Source organism: Paenibacillus sp. NRS-1781 (assembly GCF_050467745.1).
Lineage (GTDB): Bacteria > Bacillota > Bacilli > Paenibacillales > Paenibacillaceae > Paenibacillus > Paenibacillus terrae_A.
In genome coordinates, this window is record NZ_JBITPI010000027.1 from 1 (window position 1) to 17,334 (window position 17,334).

The 17,334-nt window shown below is 38.3% G+C and carries 15 protein-coding genes and 2 pseudogenes; 12 read left to right on the forward strand and 5 right to left on the reverse strand.

Features of this window, described 5'->3' with window-relative positions; all coding sequences use genetic code 11:
* Positions 1-697: 697 nt before the first annotated feature.
* The 10 genes from ACIFO6_RS11215 to ACIFO6_RS11260 all read left to right on the forward strand — a co-directional run bounded on the left by ACIFO6_RS11215 (position 698) and on the right by ACIFO6_RS11260 (position 11,476).
* Positions 698-2,116, forward strand: coding sequence for a transcriptional regulator (locus ACIFO6_RS11215; protein WP_430040759.1), 1,419 nt, complete (start codon positions 698-700; stop codon positions 2,114-2,116).
* A gap of 495 nt (positions 2,117-2,611) precedes the next feature.
* Positions 2,612-3,805, forward strand: coding sequence for a WXG100 family type VII secretion target (locus tag ACIFO6_RS11220; protein WP_430040760.1), 1,194 nt, complete (start codon positions 2,612-2,614; stop codon positions 3,803-3,805).
* The gene (locus tag ACIFO6_RS11225; protein WP_430040761.1) at positions 3,805-4,155 is read left to right on the forward strand and encodes a hypothetical protein; all 351 of its coding nucleotides are present in this window, start codon (positions 3,805-3,807) and stop codon (positions 4,153-4,155) included. Before ACIFO6_RS11220 ends, ACIFO6_RS11225 begins: the two co-directional genes overlap by 1 nt.
* A gap of 985 nt (positions 4,156-5,140) precedes the next feature.
* Positions 5,141-6,658, forward strand: a complete 1,518-nt coding sequence (locus tag ACIFO6_RS11230; protein ID WP_430040762.1) for a DEAD/DEAH box helicase family protein — start codon at positions 5,141-5,143, stop codon at positions 6,656-6,658.
* A gap of 553 nt (positions 6,659-7,211) precedes the next feature.
* Entirely contained in the window at positions 7,212-7,502 is a 291-nt protein-coding gene (locus ACIFO6_RS11235) for a hypothetical protein (protein WP_354452184.1), read from the forward strand.
* A gap of 108 nt (positions 7,503-7,610) precedes the next feature.
* Positions 7,611-7,943, forward strand: coding sequence for a hypothetical protein (locus tag ACIFO6_RS11240; protein ID WP_430040763.1), 333 nt, complete (start codon positions 7,611-7,613; stop codon positions 7,941-7,943).
* Positions 7,944-8,014: 71 nt separating this feature from the next.
* Positions 8,015-8,821, forward strand: coding sequence for a hypothetical protein (locus ACIFO6_RS11245; RefSeq protein ID WP_354453324.1), 807 nt, complete (start codon positions 8,015-8,017; stop codon positions 8,819-8,821).
* Positions 8,822-9,144: 323 nt separating this feature from the next.
* On the forward strand, positions 9,145-9,357 hold the full coding sequence (locus ACIFO6_RS11250) for a hypothetical protein (protein ID WP_430040764.1): 213 nt from the start codon (positions 9,145-9,147) through the stop codon (positions 9,355-9,357).
* Positions 9,358-9,580: 223 nt separating this feature from the next.
* Positions 9,581-9,727 carry a hypothetical protein gene (locus tag ACIFO6_RS11255; RefSeq protein WP_430040765.1) on the forward strand — a complete coding sequence of 49 codons (147 nt, stop codon included), beginning with the start codon at positions 9,581-9,583 and terminating at the stop codon, positions 9,725-9,727.
* 66 nt (positions 9,728-9,793) lie between these two features.
* Positions 9,794-11,476: a recombinase family protein gene (locus ACIFO6_RS11260; RefSeq protein ID WP_430040766.1), complete on the forward strand. Its 1,683-nt coding sequence runs from the start codon at positions 9,794-9,796 to the stop codon at positions 11,474-11,476.
* On the opposite strand, the pseudogene ACIFO6_RS11265 reads toward ACIFO6_RS11260, so the two are convergent.
* Positions 11,432-11,635: pseudogene (locus ACIFO6_RS11265) on the reverse strand (RNA polymerase subunit sigma-70); the annotation flags it as partial. The gene ACIFO6_RS11260 and the pseudogene ACIFO6_RS11265 sit on opposite strands and share 45 nt — an antisense overlap.
* Before the next feature lie 466 nt (positions 11,636-12,101).
* Between ACIFO6_RS11265 and ACIFO6_RS11270 the strand changes: the two are divergent.
* The gene (locus ACIFO6_RS11270; RefSeq protein ID WP_430040767.1) at positions 12,102-12,572 is read left to right on the forward strand and encodes a DUF523 domain-containing protein; all 471 of its coding nucleotides are present in this window, start codon (positions 12,102-12,104) and stop codon (positions 12,570-12,572) included.
* A 384-nt stretch (positions 12,573-12,956) separates the two neighbouring features.
* Here ACIFO6_RS11270 and ACIFO6_RS11275 read toward each other — a convergent pair whose 3' ends face one another.
* The 3 genes from ACIFO6_RS11275 to ACIFO6_RS11285 all read right to left on the reverse strand — a co-directional run bounded on the left by ACIFO6_RS11275 (position 12,957) and on the right by ACIFO6_RS11285 (position 15,031).
* Entirely contained in the window at positions 12,957-13,292 is a 336-nt protein-coding gene (locus ACIFO6_RS11275) for an antibiotic biosynthesis monooxygenase (RefSeq protein ID WP_404521488.1), read from the reverse strand.
* 54 nt (positions 13,293-13,346) lie between these two features.
* Positions 13,347-13,928: a TetR/AcrR family transcriptional regulator gene (locus ACIFO6_RS11280; protein WP_430040768.1), complete on the reverse strand. Its 582-nt coding sequence runs from the start codon at positions 13,926-13,928 to the stop codon at positions 13,347-13,349.
* 92 nt (positions 13,929-14,020) lie between these two features.
* Positions 14,021-15,031 (reverse strand): fumarylacetoacetate hydrolase family protein, encoded by a 1,011-nt coding sequence (locus tag ACIFO6_RS11285; protein WP_430040769.1) that lies wholly within the window; start codon positions 15,029-15,031, stop codon positions 14,021-14,023.
* 165 nt (positions 15,032-15,196) lie between these two features.
* Here ACIFO6_RS11285 and ACIFO6_RS11290 point away from each other — a divergent pair, with 165 nt between their 5' ends.
* Entirely contained in the window at positions 15,197-16,219 is a 1,023-nt protein-coding gene (locus ACIFO6_RS11290) for an MBL fold metallo-hydrolase (protein WP_430040770.1), read from the forward strand.
* Positions 16,220-16,387: 168 nt separating this feature from the next.
* On the opposite strand, the pseudogene ACIFO6_RS11295 reads toward ACIFO6_RS11290, so the two are convergent.
* Positions 16,388-16,680 (reverse strand): annotated as a pseudogene (locus tag ACIFO6_RS11295) (transposase); the annotation flags it as partial.
* Between the last annotated feature and the right edge of the window lie 654 nt (positions 16,681-17,334).

The window sequence follows — 17,334 nt, forward strand, 5'->3', positions numbered from 1 at the left end:
TTAATCAACAGACGTGATATATTGTTATTCAATTAAAATGAGGGGGGTGTATTTACACCTAAAACACCTATTTAATTTCCAAAATTGCCCCTAGTACATCCAGCTACACACTGAAGTTATTTTGCTTACGGTGATTAAGCTTATGAACAAATTTCTCCGATGCCGGGGAATTTAAGTAGCGAATTATAATATATTCAAAATTTATCCAATGTTGTAGATACCGGGGGTATTTAAAATCAAATTACCTTTCAATTTCCACAAATATGCCCCTAGCACTTCCACTCCCCGACTTAGCCTATTTTTCGACTCAATACCATACGCAAATTGTGGTTAGTTGTTCGACTGCTCCACACATCAATTTTAAGGTGAATATACCGATAGATTACAAAGGAACATGAGTATCAATGTTCAATCAGGTAACTTTGCATGGCTTGAGTAGTACCGCTATTTTCTACTATAGATTATCAAGTAAAGAACAAGTCGCTTGGCGAAATGATGATACCCTTAATCAAGAAATCTTTGCAAACTATCCAAAAAGGTATCTTAAGTAAATATCTGAGAGGTATATGATTTTGTTCCAGAAGATGGTATAATCAAGAGCAATAAAACAAATCTATTCTACTACTTGTTTCTCAATTACATAATTTATTTAACTATGCATCATATGACGATTTTATGCTGAAAGGGTGGCTTATCCATGACAATCACACCCACGATACGCGCAGAAATTCAAACCTACCTGAGACGGAAAGGATTGAGTATGACCAAGTTTGGTCGCATTATTGATTTGAATGTAGGTACAGTTAGTAGCATTGTGACGGGCAATCGTACCATTTCGATGCACCAATTGGATCGAATCACGTTAGGAATGGATTTACCACCGGATCATTTTTATGAACTGTATGTTGAAGAGTGCATTATGGAAGAACCGCTAAACTGGAAAAGAATTAGCCCTTTCTTGTATCGCTGTGTGCAGTTTCGGCGCGTAGACTGTTTGCAAAAAGTAGTAAGCATACTACTGGATAAACCGAACTATCTCCATTATCTCTTTGAATTAGCCGAGGATTGTTATGAAGAAGGTTATAATGAAGCAGCGGCTTACCTATACGAGAACATCGCTGAAGGTGAGAAGTACCAACATTCTGAAAACTTGGCAATCTGTCAATATCGCATGTTCACGATTCAGGTTGGAGACGATCAAAACCGAAATCTCAAGGCAGCTACACGATTTGAGGATTTTGTTGAACGGTTGGACGAAGTAGTACAACTTGATGCGTTAAAGGATTTGGCGAATGTATATCGTTCTTTACGTGAATGGGATAAGGTGGATGAAATGGCAAGGAAAATGAGAGGAAAAGCGGAAATCCAATATTCGATGAAGCATCAACAGAAGAGTCGAGAGCGTAATGAGTCTGAAAAGAAGCTGAGTCGTCCCATGTTTGTGTACATTAGCTATGCAGATTTATTATGTGCAGGTGTATGTGAATCACGGGAAGATTATGAACAGGCTCTACAATATACATACGCCTATGCTGATTTAAGTTGGGTCAAAGAGAAGGACGAAGATGCTAAATATTGGATTAGCTTGTTTAAACATTGGGCGCAAGCTAACGTTATCGTGAACAAGGTTTTATCTGGAGATATAAACGCCTTATATGATTATGTAGAATATATTGGTGCATCGTCAGATACAACTGACCAAGATATGGTCACCCAACTGTTAAACATTATGATGATGGCAAACCGATACCAGATAGACGTAAATGATATACTTCAGCGTTTTGAAACGGATATTAACTCACTTTTGCAATTGCCTCAATCTAATGATGTGTATACTCAACAAGTGATTCCAGAACAGTTTGCACGTCTGGGATACGAATTGGCTTATTATTATTTGTATTGGGGGATGTACAGTGATGGCTTTAAACATTTGATGTATTCAATGGAGAAATATCATATACTAAATAATGAGACTTATTTTAAAAAATGTATGGTGCTGTTTGAACGTTATCGAGTCTATGTAGTACCCGAAACTAAGGCAACTTATTTAAAATTTATTGAAAGGGTGTGGATAGATGATGTTAAGAAAAATGGTACTATTGATCGTCGCAACTAGTTTTTTGTTTATCGTGATTGTACCTGTTCAGACTCATAGCCAACACCAGAATATCGTGCTTTACGATCAACATGGAGGCGCTTAACATTTCAAATGAATGAGGAAAGATATAAAGCCCATCTTAACAAAAATACACTCCCTAAAACGGATATTGGAGAAACCCAACGCAGGTTTAGCCGATAAAATTCTAAGGAGTGTTTTTATATATATATAAGTAATCAACACACATATGGAATTACTGACCAAAATTATTTTGCTCAGCAAAAAACCCAAGAGGATATTGCACAGGAACTTGGTATCACAAAGCAACAGCTACATAACTATAAAAAAAACTCCTGACACTCATCCCTGAATTACAGGATATGGCTATGATTTAAGTCTTTAGACGTAGGTAGAAAGGTTAGTCCTTCACATAACAATTAGGAATTAAGTTAGTTTTCCATAAATCGGAATAATGTTACTATGTCATAACGAACTCATGACTAGAGGTAAACTATGACAACTATTAAAGTGACACCCGAACAACTTATATCCATTTCTAAGAAATTTGAGTTAGCACAGCAAACGGCAACTCAAATGAATAGTAATTTAGTACAACAAATTTCATCTATGGGGCAATTGTGGGAAGGACTGACTAAGGAGCACTTTTACTATTCCTTCCAGACCTCTCAGAAGAATATGAATGACTTTGTTACCCTGACGGATTCTATTGCTAGGGAGTTACGTCACCATGCAGATAAATTCAGATTAGCCGATCTAATGGAAGGGGGTAATATTGACACGAGTTGTTTACCGCCTCCACCTAATTCATGTGCTGTTCCTGCTCCAGATACACGGAATGCGTTTCAGAAATCGGCAGATAGCTTAACTGAACTAGGTCAGGATTTTGTAGACGCTAACTCAGTACGCTATGAGAAAAAATTTGATTCAGTTTGGAGCTTCCTAGATTATATGTCCTATGGTATTCCGAAAGGAATGTATGAAGGATATATGGAACGAGCAGCCAAACAAAACGATTCGTGGAATGACATGCTCAATTTCGGTACATTTGGAGTAACGGGTATGATTCAGGGGGCATTTAATCCCAATGATGCCTGGTCAAAGGAACACTGGGCTAATATGATCGGTACAGCAGGAATGGTGGGTGGAGTTAGTTCAATAATCAAGCCTAAACTTGGGATTGGTAATACAATCAAGTTTAACGGTGAGGTAAGACCATTTCCCAAAGGTCACGATTTAGATTTAAAATCGTGGGAAGAGATGCCTGTAAGTGGTCAGAGAAGGATAACGCCAGATGGACTGAAAATTATGAATGTCAGTGAAATGAAAGGTTTTAAAAAAGAAATGAATGATATTGATGTAAAGGTTTTGATTGATAAAAAGGGGGCTATACTTCCCGAAAAAGCTGTAGGTGGCTTTAATCCCAGTACAGGACAGATTGTGTTACGACCTGATGCTTCCTACTTAAGTGCGATTCACGAATCTTATCATGCAAAACACTTTGGAGAACTGGGAAGAGAAAAATATATGAAGTTATCGACTATAGAAAAAGAAGAATATGTTTATAATGAAATCATGAAAAGTAAAGACAAATTTAACTCCTCAGAAATATACGAAGCACAGAGATATATTTACAAGTTGAGAAAGGGACAGTGGCCTCTACCTAGTTGGAAAGGATATGAAGAATAATGGACGAAAAAGTGAACACTAAATTAACAGCTAATCAAGCTAAAAAAATAGCTCAGGACTATCAAGAAAAATATAAGTTATATGGAGTCATACATGATGACATTGAAAAGTCCGTAAAGTTTTACTCGGAATTCTACAAGATTGAGGGAGCTGCTTGGTTAGTTTTGGCTGATATCACTCCAAAGAGCTATGAAGGTGATGATGAGATCACTTTTGTTGTTTCGGATAGAGAAGGGGTTGTTGATCACATACTGGATCATAATGGACTTCCTCAGCGTTATCATGTACCCAGCAATAGGAATTACACAGATGAAGAGTTCGAAGCTATTTTTAAGGATGAAGATAATTAAGTTGCATTACAGCGCCATACAGAAATTTTTAAGCTTGCTCCTTTTAATGGGAGTGAGCTTTTTTATAGTTGTCCAATCAGAATAAAGGGGGATGATATTTGCATACACCTTGCTTCAAACGAAGGTGCGTCAAATTTAACTCACCATGCTCCAATATCCACCGTGGCAAATTGTTGTGATTGGGCAGGCCAAAGAAGTCTATACATAAGGATGTAGCTGAGTCGATTGGTGAAAACGGATGGATTAGGATCAATTTGCCCGAATAATAGCGACTCGAATTTTTCGCTTCCTTTATATATACATATTTCAGCGACTACAAATAAGCATGGCTGAAAAATAAATAAAAGGAAGGGGTTGACTCTGGTGGAATATATGCTATACTGGAATAGTAATGGAGATAAAATAATAAAAAGAAAGGGAAAACAAAGTGATTTTGTTAAATGCTAGTTGAAGAATTACAAAGACTATACATATAACTTTGATTTTGTTTCAAAAGCAGAAGTGAGCAACTAAATTAAAAGTAATACCCAGAAAGTAATTTGAGTAAATAAAATACAATGTGAAAACGGAGGGAGTGTTACGGGGACACAACTTCCTAGAGTGAAGTCTGTCTCTTGAATTTATTCGATCTTTGACAATCCAAATTATAGTACTTGCATAGGTGAGGTTATCTTTCGTTTAAGATAATTTTATCGTTGTCGACGTTCACGCTCAGTTGCGTGAGTATTATTTAATTTGCTCGAAATTATAACAGGACTATAAGTCTGTTTAGACGAATGAAATTGATTTTATGATGTGGAGCATAATGTCAAGCTGATTTGTCTAATCAAGATTGAAAGTTTTTTTAGTTGTATGCTTTTTTGAGGAATAGATAAAAGTAACGGGAGTAGTCTATATTTCTATAGGTGCAACGTCATTAGTTAGTGTAAATTGTCCATTTATCTTTAACTGAAGATACTTATGTGCTGAGCAGAAAGGAGAAATTTTGACACAATCAACAAAGAAAAGGATTACTGTTTCAGATGTACTAACTGAACATATCCATAAATGGCAACGTGGAGACATTATAACAATCGAAGCTGGTACGGGTGTGGGTAAAAGTCACTTTATAAAAAATGAACTCTATCCCATAGCGAAGAAGGAGAGGGCTAGGATTCTTTTCTTCCTCAATCGGACTAGGCTAAATGAACAGTTTCGAGAGGAAATTAGACGGGATGGCAAGTCAGATGTAATCACAATTATCTTGTATCAAAAGTATGAATGGGAGCTACAAAAAAATAGTGCGATTGTCAAAGCAGACTATAAGTACATAGTGTGTGACGAGTTTCATTACTTTCTAACTGAGTCAAGATACAATAAAAACACAGAAGATTCATTCTATGCGATGATCAATGAGAAAAGTAAGATAAGAATATGTATGTCTGCAACTGCTGATGCAATGATTGCATTCTTAAAGTATAAAAATATAAAACACGAAAGTTATTCTATTCCTCATGATTACAGTCACATCAAGGAAATGATTTTCTATCAGAATGACAAAGTGTTGGAAAAGTTTCTACGTCAAATACCCAAGAATCACAAAGCGATCTGTTTCACTAAAAGTTCAGCTAAGGCGTTCAAACTACATGATACATTTAAAAACTCTATGTTTGTCTGTTCTCCTTCTGGAAGCGCTCCAGAGAAAAAGCACATGGACAAAGAAAAGGTTAGTAAGATGCTGATTGATGAAAAGTTTGACGAACAGTTTGTATTCAGCACATCTACCCTAGACAATGGCATCAATCTAAAGGATAAACTAATCAAGTATGTGATTGTCGATATTATGGATATAGACGTTCTGATTCAGTGCTTAGGTAGGAAGAGGATCATCGACCATTCAGATAAAGTCATTGTAATCATCAAAAATATCTCGAATAAAATGTTGAACAAACTGATCAGAGACTGTGACAAACAGATCGAACCTGCCTTATACCTACAAGAACATGGAACATCAAACTATGTGGAGAAGTATAGGAAACAGCCTAATCGTATTGTATATGACCGTCCAGTAAATAATGAAGTTGGATATGATAAAGCTATCAATGATTTGATGTTCTTTAAAGAAATCTATGACAAGCAGTTTTTTGAAAAAGTGGTCAGTGAAGAAGATGGATATATGAACTACATAAAAGTAAAGCTCCAACAAGATACATATACAATATTGGATGATACATATGAAAAGGCTGATATTACTGATTACTTAGATACTATTGTCGGTAAACGTTTATACAAGGAAGAACAAGCAGAGCTAATTAAAAAAGTTGATTTACATGATGGAAGAAGAAGACGACAGAAAGATGTTGAACAGTTAAATATTTATTTTCAGAAGAACAGTTTACCATATAATATCAATAATGATTCTAAAACGAACAAGGACAGAAGAAGACGATTAGACAACGGTGAAGCTAATCCAAACTATAACAAAAGGTACTGGATATTGGCTAAACATATGGTTTTTGACTAATATGTTGCGTCCAAACGGTGGAAAAATACCTATATAGATACCCTCAAACCACAAAATTGATAAATAATCCTTTGTTTATATAGCTTTTTGTGCGTCCAAATCATACATCAAATCAAAAAAATCAAAATTAGGAGCATAGGGGTGAATTGCCGTAGGCAAGAGGGGAAACGGTGACTGGAAATACTACTATGTAGCGTAGCGAAATAGTTTTATTTACCATGAGTTTCCCTTGCACTTAAAAGCATTAAAGATTAAGGTCAAAAGAATCTCCGCAAGCGCTACGCTATTGCTACGTCATCCAGTCACTTGTGACTGTCTGTAATTTAGATATTTGAACCTGAATCAGAAGCTAATCCATGTAATGATTACAATATAAGCAAGTAGATTGTTTGAATAAATTAATTAGATACATTTCTAATTAGATGATGAAGGCACAGGAAATAAAAAGTATAACTCACCTTAACGATTTGCAACCTTTGTCATAGACTTAAAGTAGGAGCCAGTAAAATAGCTCAGAATTACAATAAATACATATACGAGGAGAAAATATGAGATGAATAAATTCAATGAGGCTTTTGATAACGCTGAAAAAGTACTTGAAAAGGGCGTCGATTTGATGTGCAGTTCTCATTTTAAGACAAAGAAGAGCCAGCAGATGATTAGGGAATATGTAGAGGAGGTCAAAAATACTATTCAAGCTATGACAAGAGCGCATATTAGTGATGTTAAAGAAATAACCGATGATACCACTAAAAGGCTAAATTCAATGCGCTCTAGCCTTGACATGGCTAGTTTGAAAATCAGCGAAATTGAGGGTGTACATTCGCAAACCATTGTTCATTGAACGAAGTGGCTTGAAAGGGGTGATGTGGATTGAGCTAGTGTTGGATTGTCTTCACATGAAGTAAAGCTGGAATTATATAAAATAGTACATATAAAAAGGAGCGATTAAATGAATAGTTCAATAAAAATTCCTGTTAAAATGCAGGTCGATGCAGGTGTAATTTACGAAAGATTATTGAAAACTATTGAAAAAACAGAAGATGTTATGCAAAAGGTGGACTTTTCCATTAATGATGAATTGCAAATGCTACGCAACAAAGGGAAACAAGTGGCAGAAAGCATGACAGTTCAATTGAAGAAGATGATTAATAATTCTATTGATTTAAATTTAACCCTAAGCGACTTGGAGAATTTCACAGGAGTTTTTGATAAATATATTGATCAACAAGAAAAGCTTATAGATGACTACTTAGATTTAATGAATAAATATTGTAGACAGTAATTTACTAGGTTGAGAAGTAAAGGCCAGTAATAGATCGGTTATACCAATACATATCAAGGGAGAAATATTAAATGAACAAAAATTTTGAAATCAAACAAAAGCTCAACGAGCTTGATGACTGTATGATGCGAATGATCAGCGCCTACGAAGATTTAAAGGAGGATAAAGAGTTCATCCTGTCTAAATCGGCTTTGCTCAGAATATCTAAGGAAGCCATAGAATTGATTACTGATGAATCATCTAAAATACCCAAAGTAAAGACGACTAACGCTATTGTCTGTTTGAATAACATGATTAATAAGATTAATGAGTATGAAACAGTTTTTAGAAAGGCTTCAAATGAAGCCAAAAGTATATGTACATATATGCGCGATAATCTGGATAAAGCAACGAAACATATAAAAAATGACTATCAGTCGAAGAAGGCTATGATGCTCGATATTGATTCCAGCTTAAAAGAAGGGTTTGAAATGAACTATCCAAATTTGCGACATTACACAATCTTCTTTGATATGTGTCCGTTGACAAAAGACGAATTCCTTGGATTGTTCTCCTTCAATCGGGATAAAGTGAAGGACGATTGGAGCAGAGTGAACTATAAAGGGACGATTGAAGCAATCAATGATTTACCAGATGTAATTGATGGAGCTGCATTCTTAGATTTTGCTGCTACAGACAGTGTTCTATTGAATGACCGTGCAGTATCGGGATACCTGATGCACGAATGTATTAAGGTGATGAAACAACAGGGCTTTGATGTTTTGGATATGGTTCAGGAGATCATTGGTGAACCCTTACCATCATTTACAAGTAAAGTGGATGAGTTTGGAAACATTGTGGATATGACACCGAATAAGCCGAATTTAAGATTGGTTTAAGTAGACAAAAGCTTATATCTATGGATTTGATACATTGGGAGGTAATCCGCTTGATTAGTTAGCATGTTTGGATACAACAATCTATAGTATCCTTTTACATATTCCTTTATTATGTAAAATTGATTGGATCGTAGCCGACTTCTTCTACAGGTTTTATATTCTATAATGAGGTGATTATTATGGAAGGTAAAAAATTTGTTCTTATGCTTTTACTTTTTTGCTTGTTCGGTATTATAGGACTAATCGCTTTAATGTATGGATTCCTCTGGTTAGTTTTCAACGGATAGTTTATAAAATCAACATTTTACATGGAGGCAGATAATTTGAGTAGACAGACAACTCTGCAAGACCTTATAAACGAATATGCTATTGTAGCAGGTCAATTGAGTACAGATGGAATACATATAGAGCCAAAAAGATTCATTATGACAGCCATAATGGATGAAGATTATCCATATGAAGTTGTTAGGACGTTTCTAGACAATTATTACTGCTCAGACGAGCTAGAAGTGATTTTAAAGCGTGTTTACGGTTAGGATTGAAAGAGTTGGGGTAGCAAGTTAGGAAGCCTTAGAATTGAAAATAGAACGCTTGAATTATACATATAGCAACACATAGTAAGCATTTTGACAAAAATACATAGCTTAGAGGAATGTGATATTTATACATCGGATTATTCAAGGATGTAGCCGTGACATAGGGACAATCTCATCGTTCATACACTATCCATGTGAGCTTAAAGACGGGTGGTGTATAACAATGAAGAAGAATGAATTCACCTTTGTCCCTGTTTTTAATCCAGTATCAGACCAATACATAAATAATGATAAACCATTGCAGAATATCCTAGAAATTATACTTGAACAAATAAGTAATCAATCAACAAAAAGAGAAGACGATGTGTAACAGCATCGTTTTTTCTTTATTTATATACAGTAATGAGCATAGGATTTATAATGAACACAAAACAAAGTGAGGTGTAGACAATTGAATGCTTACATAACGGCTATTTATCCAAGAGTATCTACAGGAATGCAAGCTTCCGAGGGTACAAGTTTGGAAGGTCAAGTGGAGATCTGTTTTAATAAGGCACGTAAATTAGGAATTCAGGAAAATACTCTACAGGTCTATCAAGAAGAAGGGTTTACAGGGGAGGACATTGATCGTCCTGCTCTTAACCGTTTGATGCAAGACATTAAGCTAGGTAAAATCAAATCGCTAATTGTGACGCATCCCGACAGGCTGACAAGAGATCTGACCGACAAACTCATTATTTGCCGCGAGCTTGAAAAACATGATGTAGAGCTTATTTTCGTAGATACAGAATATAAAAACACACCTGAAGGCCAGTTGTTTTTTAACATGATGTCGTCTATTGCTCAGTATGAGTTATCCCTAATTAAAAAGCGTACTGTGCGTGGTAGGCTCAGAGCAGTTGAAAAAGACAAAAAAATTATGCCAATGCGTGTAGCACCTTATGGATATGATCTTGTTGAGGGTCAGCTTATAATCAATGAAGAGGAAGCTAAATTCGTTCAACTTGTCTATCATTGGTATGTTCATGATTCCAAAACGATGAAGCAGATTGGTGAGAACTTATATTTGATGGGCGCTGTTCCTAAACGAGCAGAAAGTAAGCAGTGGAGTGCCAGTTCTATTGGTCGCGTCCTGACTTCAGAAATTTATATCGGTAAATATTACTATAACCGCAGATCAACGAAGAAGATTAAAGGTGAAAAAACAGCATCAGGTAAAGCTAAAAAGACTTACACTATAAGGAATAAGGAAGAATGGATAAGTGTAGATGTGCCTCCATTAATTGATTTGGGAACTTTTGAACTTGCCCAGAAAAAGAAGCGAACTAATTTTACACGTACAGGTCGGAATGTTAAGCACCATTATTTGTTAAGATCGTTAATCAAGTGTAGTCACTGTGGACGTGTGTGGGAAGCAACAAGCTATCCGGGTAAAGCTAAAAACGGTGAGAAGAAGAGTTATCCCATTTACAGATGTGCTAACAAATACCCCAAGAGGTATGGTGAAGGGGTAGAAAAGTGCGATATTCCAGTGATCCGAACTGAAATTCTTGATGAGTATATATGGGGAATAATTGTGAAGGTTCTGAACAATCCTGAACACCTAAAAAATGATCTTTCCAAAAAGGATAGCCATGCTACAGATGAACTCATGAATTTGAAAAATATCTTCGAAAAACAGATAGGAGAGAAGGAAAAGGAAAGAGAGAAAATAAAGTTTATGTTTAGGAAAGGGGTTATTGAGGAGGATGAATTGGAAACTGATATGACCGCTTTAAATAAAGAGGTAAAAAGAATCGAAGGTGAGCTTGGACGACTTGAGGAAAAAATATCTTTATTGAATCGGCAGTCGATGTCTGAGGATGTCATTAAACTGATGGTATCTAAATATCAGGAAGTATTAAACAATGAATTAGCACCAGAGATAAAAAGAAGGATTGTGGAAAATCTGATTGATGAAATTATAATCCGATATGACCATGAAAAGAAACAATTTAGCTTATCCTTCTATGGGTTCCTAAACAGAATGGTGGATGGATTTTCAAAAGATAATTACTTTGTTTCTGGAACACAACCTGTTCACAATATGAGCCACCAGCCGCAGGTTATGCTCAATTAGTGTGTTGCGGGATTGCGCATTGCCTTCGGCAAACAACTTTAGGTGTCGGGCTTCCTCTTTCTCAGTCAATGGCTGTGGAAAAGCGTTGTTTTTCACATAAGAGACGAGTAGCGTCAATTCCTTGATGAACAGAGCGATAGCGCTAAATAGTCCGGGCACGGATGACACCTCCTGAGGTAGTTGCGAACTTACCGGTTTATGGTACCTTACCGGGCTTGTGATCTGTTTATTGTATGTGGGCAGGTGCCCATCCGTGCCTGTACTCCGAAAACTGCTCCGCAACAATTTATGGGGATAGAAAGTAAGATTTTCACACACCTCCACATTTCAAATTGTATTCTATAGACAAATAACAGAATATGGAGGTGTGCAATGATAAGAGGGCTTATTGTTTTTTTTGCTGGCTGCCATTTTATCCGTACAAAGTGTTTATGCAGAACCTGTAGTGAACACACAGAGGGCAGCAGCTTCGCTTTTTTCATTTTTAATGTCATACGGTAGAAGAAGCACCCTGATTGATATGGAAGAAGGAAGTTTTATTTTTCGTACGATGACTCTATGAGAAAATTTGATTATACTTAAATGACTTAAGTTGTGAAAAGCAACGGACATGAGGTGGAAGCAGATGATTTTGGTAAGTTCTTGTTTGGCAGGGATGAAGGTGCGGTATAACGGGACGGATAGCTTGGACGTACATATTCAGAAGTTGGTAGAGGAAAAGAAGGCTATGACCATCTGTCCTGAACTGTTGGGGGGCTTTATGACGCCGAGACCGCCTGCTGAAATTGTGGACGGGACGGGGGAGAATGTACTGAACGGTAAAGCCAAGGTGGTTGAGTCCTCGGGCAACGATGTCAGTGAGATGTACATTAAAGGTGCATACGAAGCTTTGAACATAGCTAAGGAGATTAACGCTACACTTATTGTTTTAAAAGAAAACAGTCCATCCTGCGGATCAGCCGCCATTTATAACGGGTCATTTGAAAACCGGAAAATAGCGGGGAATGGCGTGACCTCGGCTTTGCTGAAAAAGGAAGGCTTCAAGGTGATATCGGAGGAACAAATATCGGAAATTTTCCTGCATGAGGATATGTAGTGGATTCGGAGACATGAAAGTAGGATAAAATACAGATTTTGAACTCTCACAGTACTCATGAAAGAAAGACTCATGGTGTCAGGAGAAAATAAAGTATTAGACTGGCTCCAACAAAAAAGACAGCGGCAGCCTTAGACCAGAAAATATAGTCTTAGACTACCGCTGTTTTATTAAACTAGCGTGTCCCGTTAGTTCAATAACATCCACAGAATTATAGCATGGTAAGAACTAATTAACGTATCACAATAATGGCTGCAATAGAAAGAGTGGGTATGGGAGACTACAAAATATAGTTTACAGACTCTGTTTCAGTCCTTTCTTTAAAACGAGAAAGAGCAACCTGTTTTTTAGACAAGTCACTCTTTAAATTATTAATTAATCTATCTATTTGTTTGTTAAATTAGTTCTCCACTCATTCGTTGGTGTAAGATAACTAATTATTCTTTCATCGATTAAATCCACAAGTTTATTCTCATATGTTTTTCTATAAGGTTTAGGAAGTTCTTCTTTTAGCCAACTTTCCTTTGTTCCTTTCCAGATTTCAAAAAGAGTAACCTCATTTGAATTATCAATATCATCTGAAAGAACGGCACTTACAAAAGCTGGTTCATGTTCCATCACTCTCATATTAGCAGATAATAGTTCTTTGAATTCTTCCTTTTTTTCACTTTTAATTTTAAATCTTATATAGAGTATTACGTTTTCTTTATTATTACTCATAAATATCCTCCAACTTAATAAGTTTAAACTTATCATTAAATAAATCAACAAAGCTTATGACTGAGACAAAATTCCTTTAACAAACAATGAGACACTGTGCTTGTAGAACTCTTCCTCGGTGACGAGTTGGGACTGATATTGCCGGTGAATCAGCTCGCTCATCTGAAATCCGTAGCACATCGAGAGAAAAGACATGGCGGCAAGACGCTCATCCTGTCTGGCTATAACTTTTTTCATCTGCAGGCGTTCAAAATATTCAACCAGCAAGGAGTGCAGCTTCACCGGCGGATCGGCCAGCACTCTGTCCAATTCGGGTAGCATTCCTTTGTCGCGGATGCCAATCAAAATGATGTCCGCATTTTTATGGAAAAACAAACGGTACTGCTGACTTACATTCAGCAGATCGACTTCCGGATTATCGGTCGCGTCCTCTTTTAACAGCTTCTCAAATTGCGGGATATCCGAATGTCTTTCAATGATGGCTTCCAATATGCCTTTCTTGCTTCCAAATTGCCGGAAAATCGTAGATTCATTGACTTTAGCTTCCGTTGCAATGGCTTTGGTGCTTACTCCCCGATAGCCCTTCTTTTTGATGAGCCGTGTCGCGGCTTCAATGATTCTGTCTGAAGTTTGCATTGTATTTCTCCTTTTGTATATGTTAAACCTATTCTACTACAAGTTTTGCATGTGCAGCAGGGTCGGGGTTCATCATTTTCATAAACGTTTATTTAAGGAAAATCGCTTCTTTTTTCCCAGCGGCTTGGTTCCGTAATCTTGACATGATCAGGCACCAATTGCGTGAGCGTGCCTAATTTATCAAATGTAATCTGGATTCGGTCAGAGGGCAACAGCCATTGTTCGGTCTCGATTGCGCAGCAATCCGGTATCGTCCCCATTCCTATAATCGTGCCCGGGAGCGGCGTGAAAACTTTGAGAACCTCCTCCATCACTTTTTCAGGGTGTGCAGAATACTCGGATGTGCTTCCCTTCCAGTGCAGTCTCTCCCCGATGCGTACATCCACATCCAGTACCAGCGGGTTGTCGATTTCATCCGGCGTAACCAGAAATGGTCCTATTCCTTTGCTGCGATCAAAATCTTTGCAGCGCGTCGGTCCGGTCAGCGCCTGGAAATCCGGCCACTGCACATCGCGGACAGTACTGTCGTTAAAAATAACATAACCTGCAATGCAGTTCCCCTTCCCTGTAACAAAGGCCAGCTCCGGCTCGATATCCAGGTAGGAAGTGTACGAAGGCCAATGAATCGTATCCCCATCGCCAATTAATGCATTATGGTTACACTTGTAATAACTGAAAGTTACTTTATTCGAATCTTTCTGGAATTTTTCGGTAATTTTTCGTTTAAGCTCTTCTCTTTCCGGCCCTGTATATTCTCTTTGCAGCAGATTTGCGCCAGCATTCCTCAGATGTCTTGGCGTCAGCCCAAAATCGATAAGCGCAGCCGGATTCGGAACCGGCGGCAGCAGTTTTACCGCTGCAATCGGGCAGATTTCATGTTCATTGAATTGATGCGACTGTTCGACAGCATATTGCACCAATTCCTTAGCGGCATCATAACTTGCCGGCAAATAATGAAGATAGCTGTCCATACATTCAAGACTGTCAACGAATGTTCCCTGCTTTTTCATGATTGCGGCAAAAGACACGACAAATTTCTCGTTAATTACAAGCCCAAACAAAGGTTCCTGGGATGTCTTGGTTTGAAAGGTTACTAGCTTCATGTTGCAGCGCCTCCATCCATGTAGTGTGATGTTGTTCTGTTACTATCATATAGCACAGAGAAAATGCATGCAAGTACATGCTTGCATTTCTGTTTTCCATTCTCTATAATAAAGACATAGTCAGTATGCCTTACCCCAAAAACATATACGCAAAGGAGAATTTTCATGAAGTATGGACGTATTATCCAAAAACCTCGTGTTAAATTTTTTGAAGTTGCAGATGGCGTCTTTGCCGGTATTTCGCCGTATCGCGGCATCAGTTGGGCCAATGCCGGGTTCATCAACAAGGGTGAAGGGCTGGTGTATGACACGTTCTTCGATTTGTTCCATGCGCGGGAAATGCGGGAGGCTTTTATGGAAGTAAGCAACGGCGGCTCTCCCGCATATGTGGTGAACTCGCACTATAACAGCGACCATACCTGGGGAAACAAAATGTTTGAAGATGCTTCTATTATTATGCACAAGGAAGCGTCCAGAGAGCGCCTTACCGAAAATATCGCTTGGATGGACAGCGTCATCAGAAGAGGAAAGGATTCTCTGGAATCGACTTCGGGCGAGCGATTTTTTGCAGCGGAATTTGAAGGATTCGACCTGGAAGGCGTAGAATGGGTGCTCCCGAATATTGAGATAAAGGACGATATCAACATCCGTCTTGGCGATACGGAAGTTATGATTTACAACGTAGCTCCGGCCCACTCTGACAGTGACTTGCTGCTGTGGATGCCAAAAGAAAAAGTGCTGTTCGCCGGCGATGTCGTGTTTAACGGTTGTACGGCATACAGCGAAGAGGGAACCCTCAATTGGGTTACAGTGCTTGATCGCATTATTGATGAAATTAAACCCGAAATCGTTGTTCCAGGACATGGCGCCATCTGCGGCCTGGACTTCGTGAAGGAGCAGAGAGACTACCTCCTGAACCTGATCAGCGAGTTCAACAAGCATTACAATGACGAAATTGATTCCTTGTCCCTGACCAAGAAAATTGATATTTCCCGCTTCTTTCATTGGATTCAGCCAGAACGCTTGTATGTTACAGTGGATATCCTATTGAAAAGCAAACGAGGGTTACCACCCCTTCCAATTTGGAACGAGGTGCCTGCTAAGCTGGAAGACATGAAAGTTTTTTTGACCGGAAAATATGGCAATCAGATCAAGCCATGGGACCCTATGAGTGTTTGGCAAAAATAGTGCATGCAAGCCGTTATTAAGTGATCGTTGTCAGGGAATGCGGATGAACGATGTGGAAGAAGAGCAAGTACGTATCAGATCATGAGGGCTCAGAGAGTCGATGGTTGCTGTGAACCGATCCTCACCTGATACCGAATGGGCTTCTGAGTCGCTTCGCTGAACAATGAGCTTCTTCACCACGAGTGGCTCAAACTCGACGAGGCGGTCGCGTGGCACGGAGATCTCTTGTTCGCCGTACTCGCTGACCACAGTTTTCTGCTTTTGCCATTCCGGCTGTTTGGTGTCTCCTTGGCCTTCACATCGTGCTTCTCATAGCCCAGATGCGTTTCCATTTCCGCCTCTAGCATCTCCTGGATCGTCTCGGCAAACAGGTTCTTCAGCGCATTTTGCGCATCTTGCGCCGTAACCAAATTATTCTCCTTAATGAAGGCCCGCAGTTGCTGTTTCGCCCAAAGTCCCATTTCTTTTGTGGAACAATCATAAAAAAGTTCCGCTGTTCGCATCAGTTTCCAGATGTTAATAGTTTTGAGTGGTTTTGTTTTCTTCAAGTAGCTTCGAATTGCTACCCAATCTGTTCTTTGCAGGGGTCATACTACTTCACAGCCTCTCAAAAAATGAAAAGCCGAGCAATTTGAAGCTAGCGTACAAAAAATAAAAAACGGCCCTGTCGCAAACGATGCGAACAGCGGCCGTTTTTTGAATTGTTCCACGGAATTAAAATCGGCGCTTAGAACCGATTATGAAGAAAAATGGAGATGGACTTATGACTTACTAGTAGAGCTCTTCTAAATCGATATAACCAAAATTTGATGTTAAGTGTATTTCTCTTCTTTAAAGGGATTCCAAGACTTTTGGCGGTAGCCACCATCACTAAACTGCCCGTTAGTTTAATAAAAAGAGCAGATTGTAACGCCTGCTCAACAATGCGTGATATTCAACTACCGTGTCCCGTTAGCTCAAATATATCTTGCTTAGAGAGACTCGATTCCCCATTCTTTATATAAGTCGTTAAGCTCATGTGATGTCTTTGTAACAAAACTCTTAACCACATCTTCTTTTAAATAAATTGGGGTAATCTGGGGTTCATTGTCCTTATTGCGTAGCCACTGTAGTTT

What these genes read in the sequence shown, in the direction of transcription:
- ACIFO6_RS11215 (WP_430040759.1), top strand. Translation starts at nt 698, where the DNA reads ATGACAATCACACCCACGATACGCGCAGAAATTCAAACCTACCTGAGA.
- ACIFO6_RS11220 (WP_430040760.1), top strand. Translation starts at nt 2,612, where the DNA reads ATGACAACTATTAAAGTGACACCCGAACAACTTATATCCATTTCTAAG.
- ACIFO6_RS11225 (WP_430040761.1), top strand. Translation starts at nt 3,805, where the DNA reads ATGGACGAAAAAGTGAACACTAAATTAACAGCTAATCAAGCTAAAAAA.
- ACIFO6_RS11235 (WP_354452184.1), top strand. Translation starts at nt 7,212, where the DNA reads ATGAATAAATTCAATGAGGCTTTTGATAACGCTGAAAAAGTACTTGAA.
- ACIFO6_RS11240 (WP_430040763.1), top strand. Translation starts at nt 7,611, where the DNA reads ATGAATAGTTCAATAAAAATTCCTGTTAAAATGCAGGTCGATGCAGGT.
- ACIFO6_RS11245 (WP_354453324.1), top strand. Translation starts at nt 8,015, where the DNA reads ATGAACAAAAATTTTGAAATCAAACAAAAGCTCAACGAGCTTGATGAC.
- ACIFO6_RS11255 (WP_430040765.1), top strand. Translation starts at nt 9,581, where the DNA reads ATGAAGAAGAATGAATTCACCTTTGTCCCTGTTTTTAATCCAGTATCA.
- ACIFO6_RS11270 (WP_430040767.1), top strand. Translation starts at nt 12,102, where the DNA reads ATGATTTTGGTAAGTTCTTGTTTGGCAGGGATGAAGGTGCGGTATAAC.
- ACIFO6_RS11275 (WP_404521488.1), bottom strand. Translation starts at nt 13,292, where the DNA reads ATGAGTAATAATAAAGAAAACGTAATACTCTATATAAGATTTAAAATT.
- ACIFO6_RS11280 (WP_430040768.1), bottom strand. Translation starts at nt 13,928, where the DNA reads ATGCAAACTTCAGACAGAATCATTGAAGCCGCGACACGGCTCATCAAA.
- ACIFO6_RS11285 (WP_430040769.1), bottom strand. Translation starts at nt 15,031, where the DNA reads ATGAAGCTAGTAACCTTTCAAACCAAGACATCCCAGGAACCTTTGTTT.
- ACIFO6_RS11290 (WP_430040770.1), top strand. Translation starts at nt 15,197, where the DNA reads ATGAAGTATGGACGTATTATCCAAAAACCTCGTGTTAAATTTTTTGAA.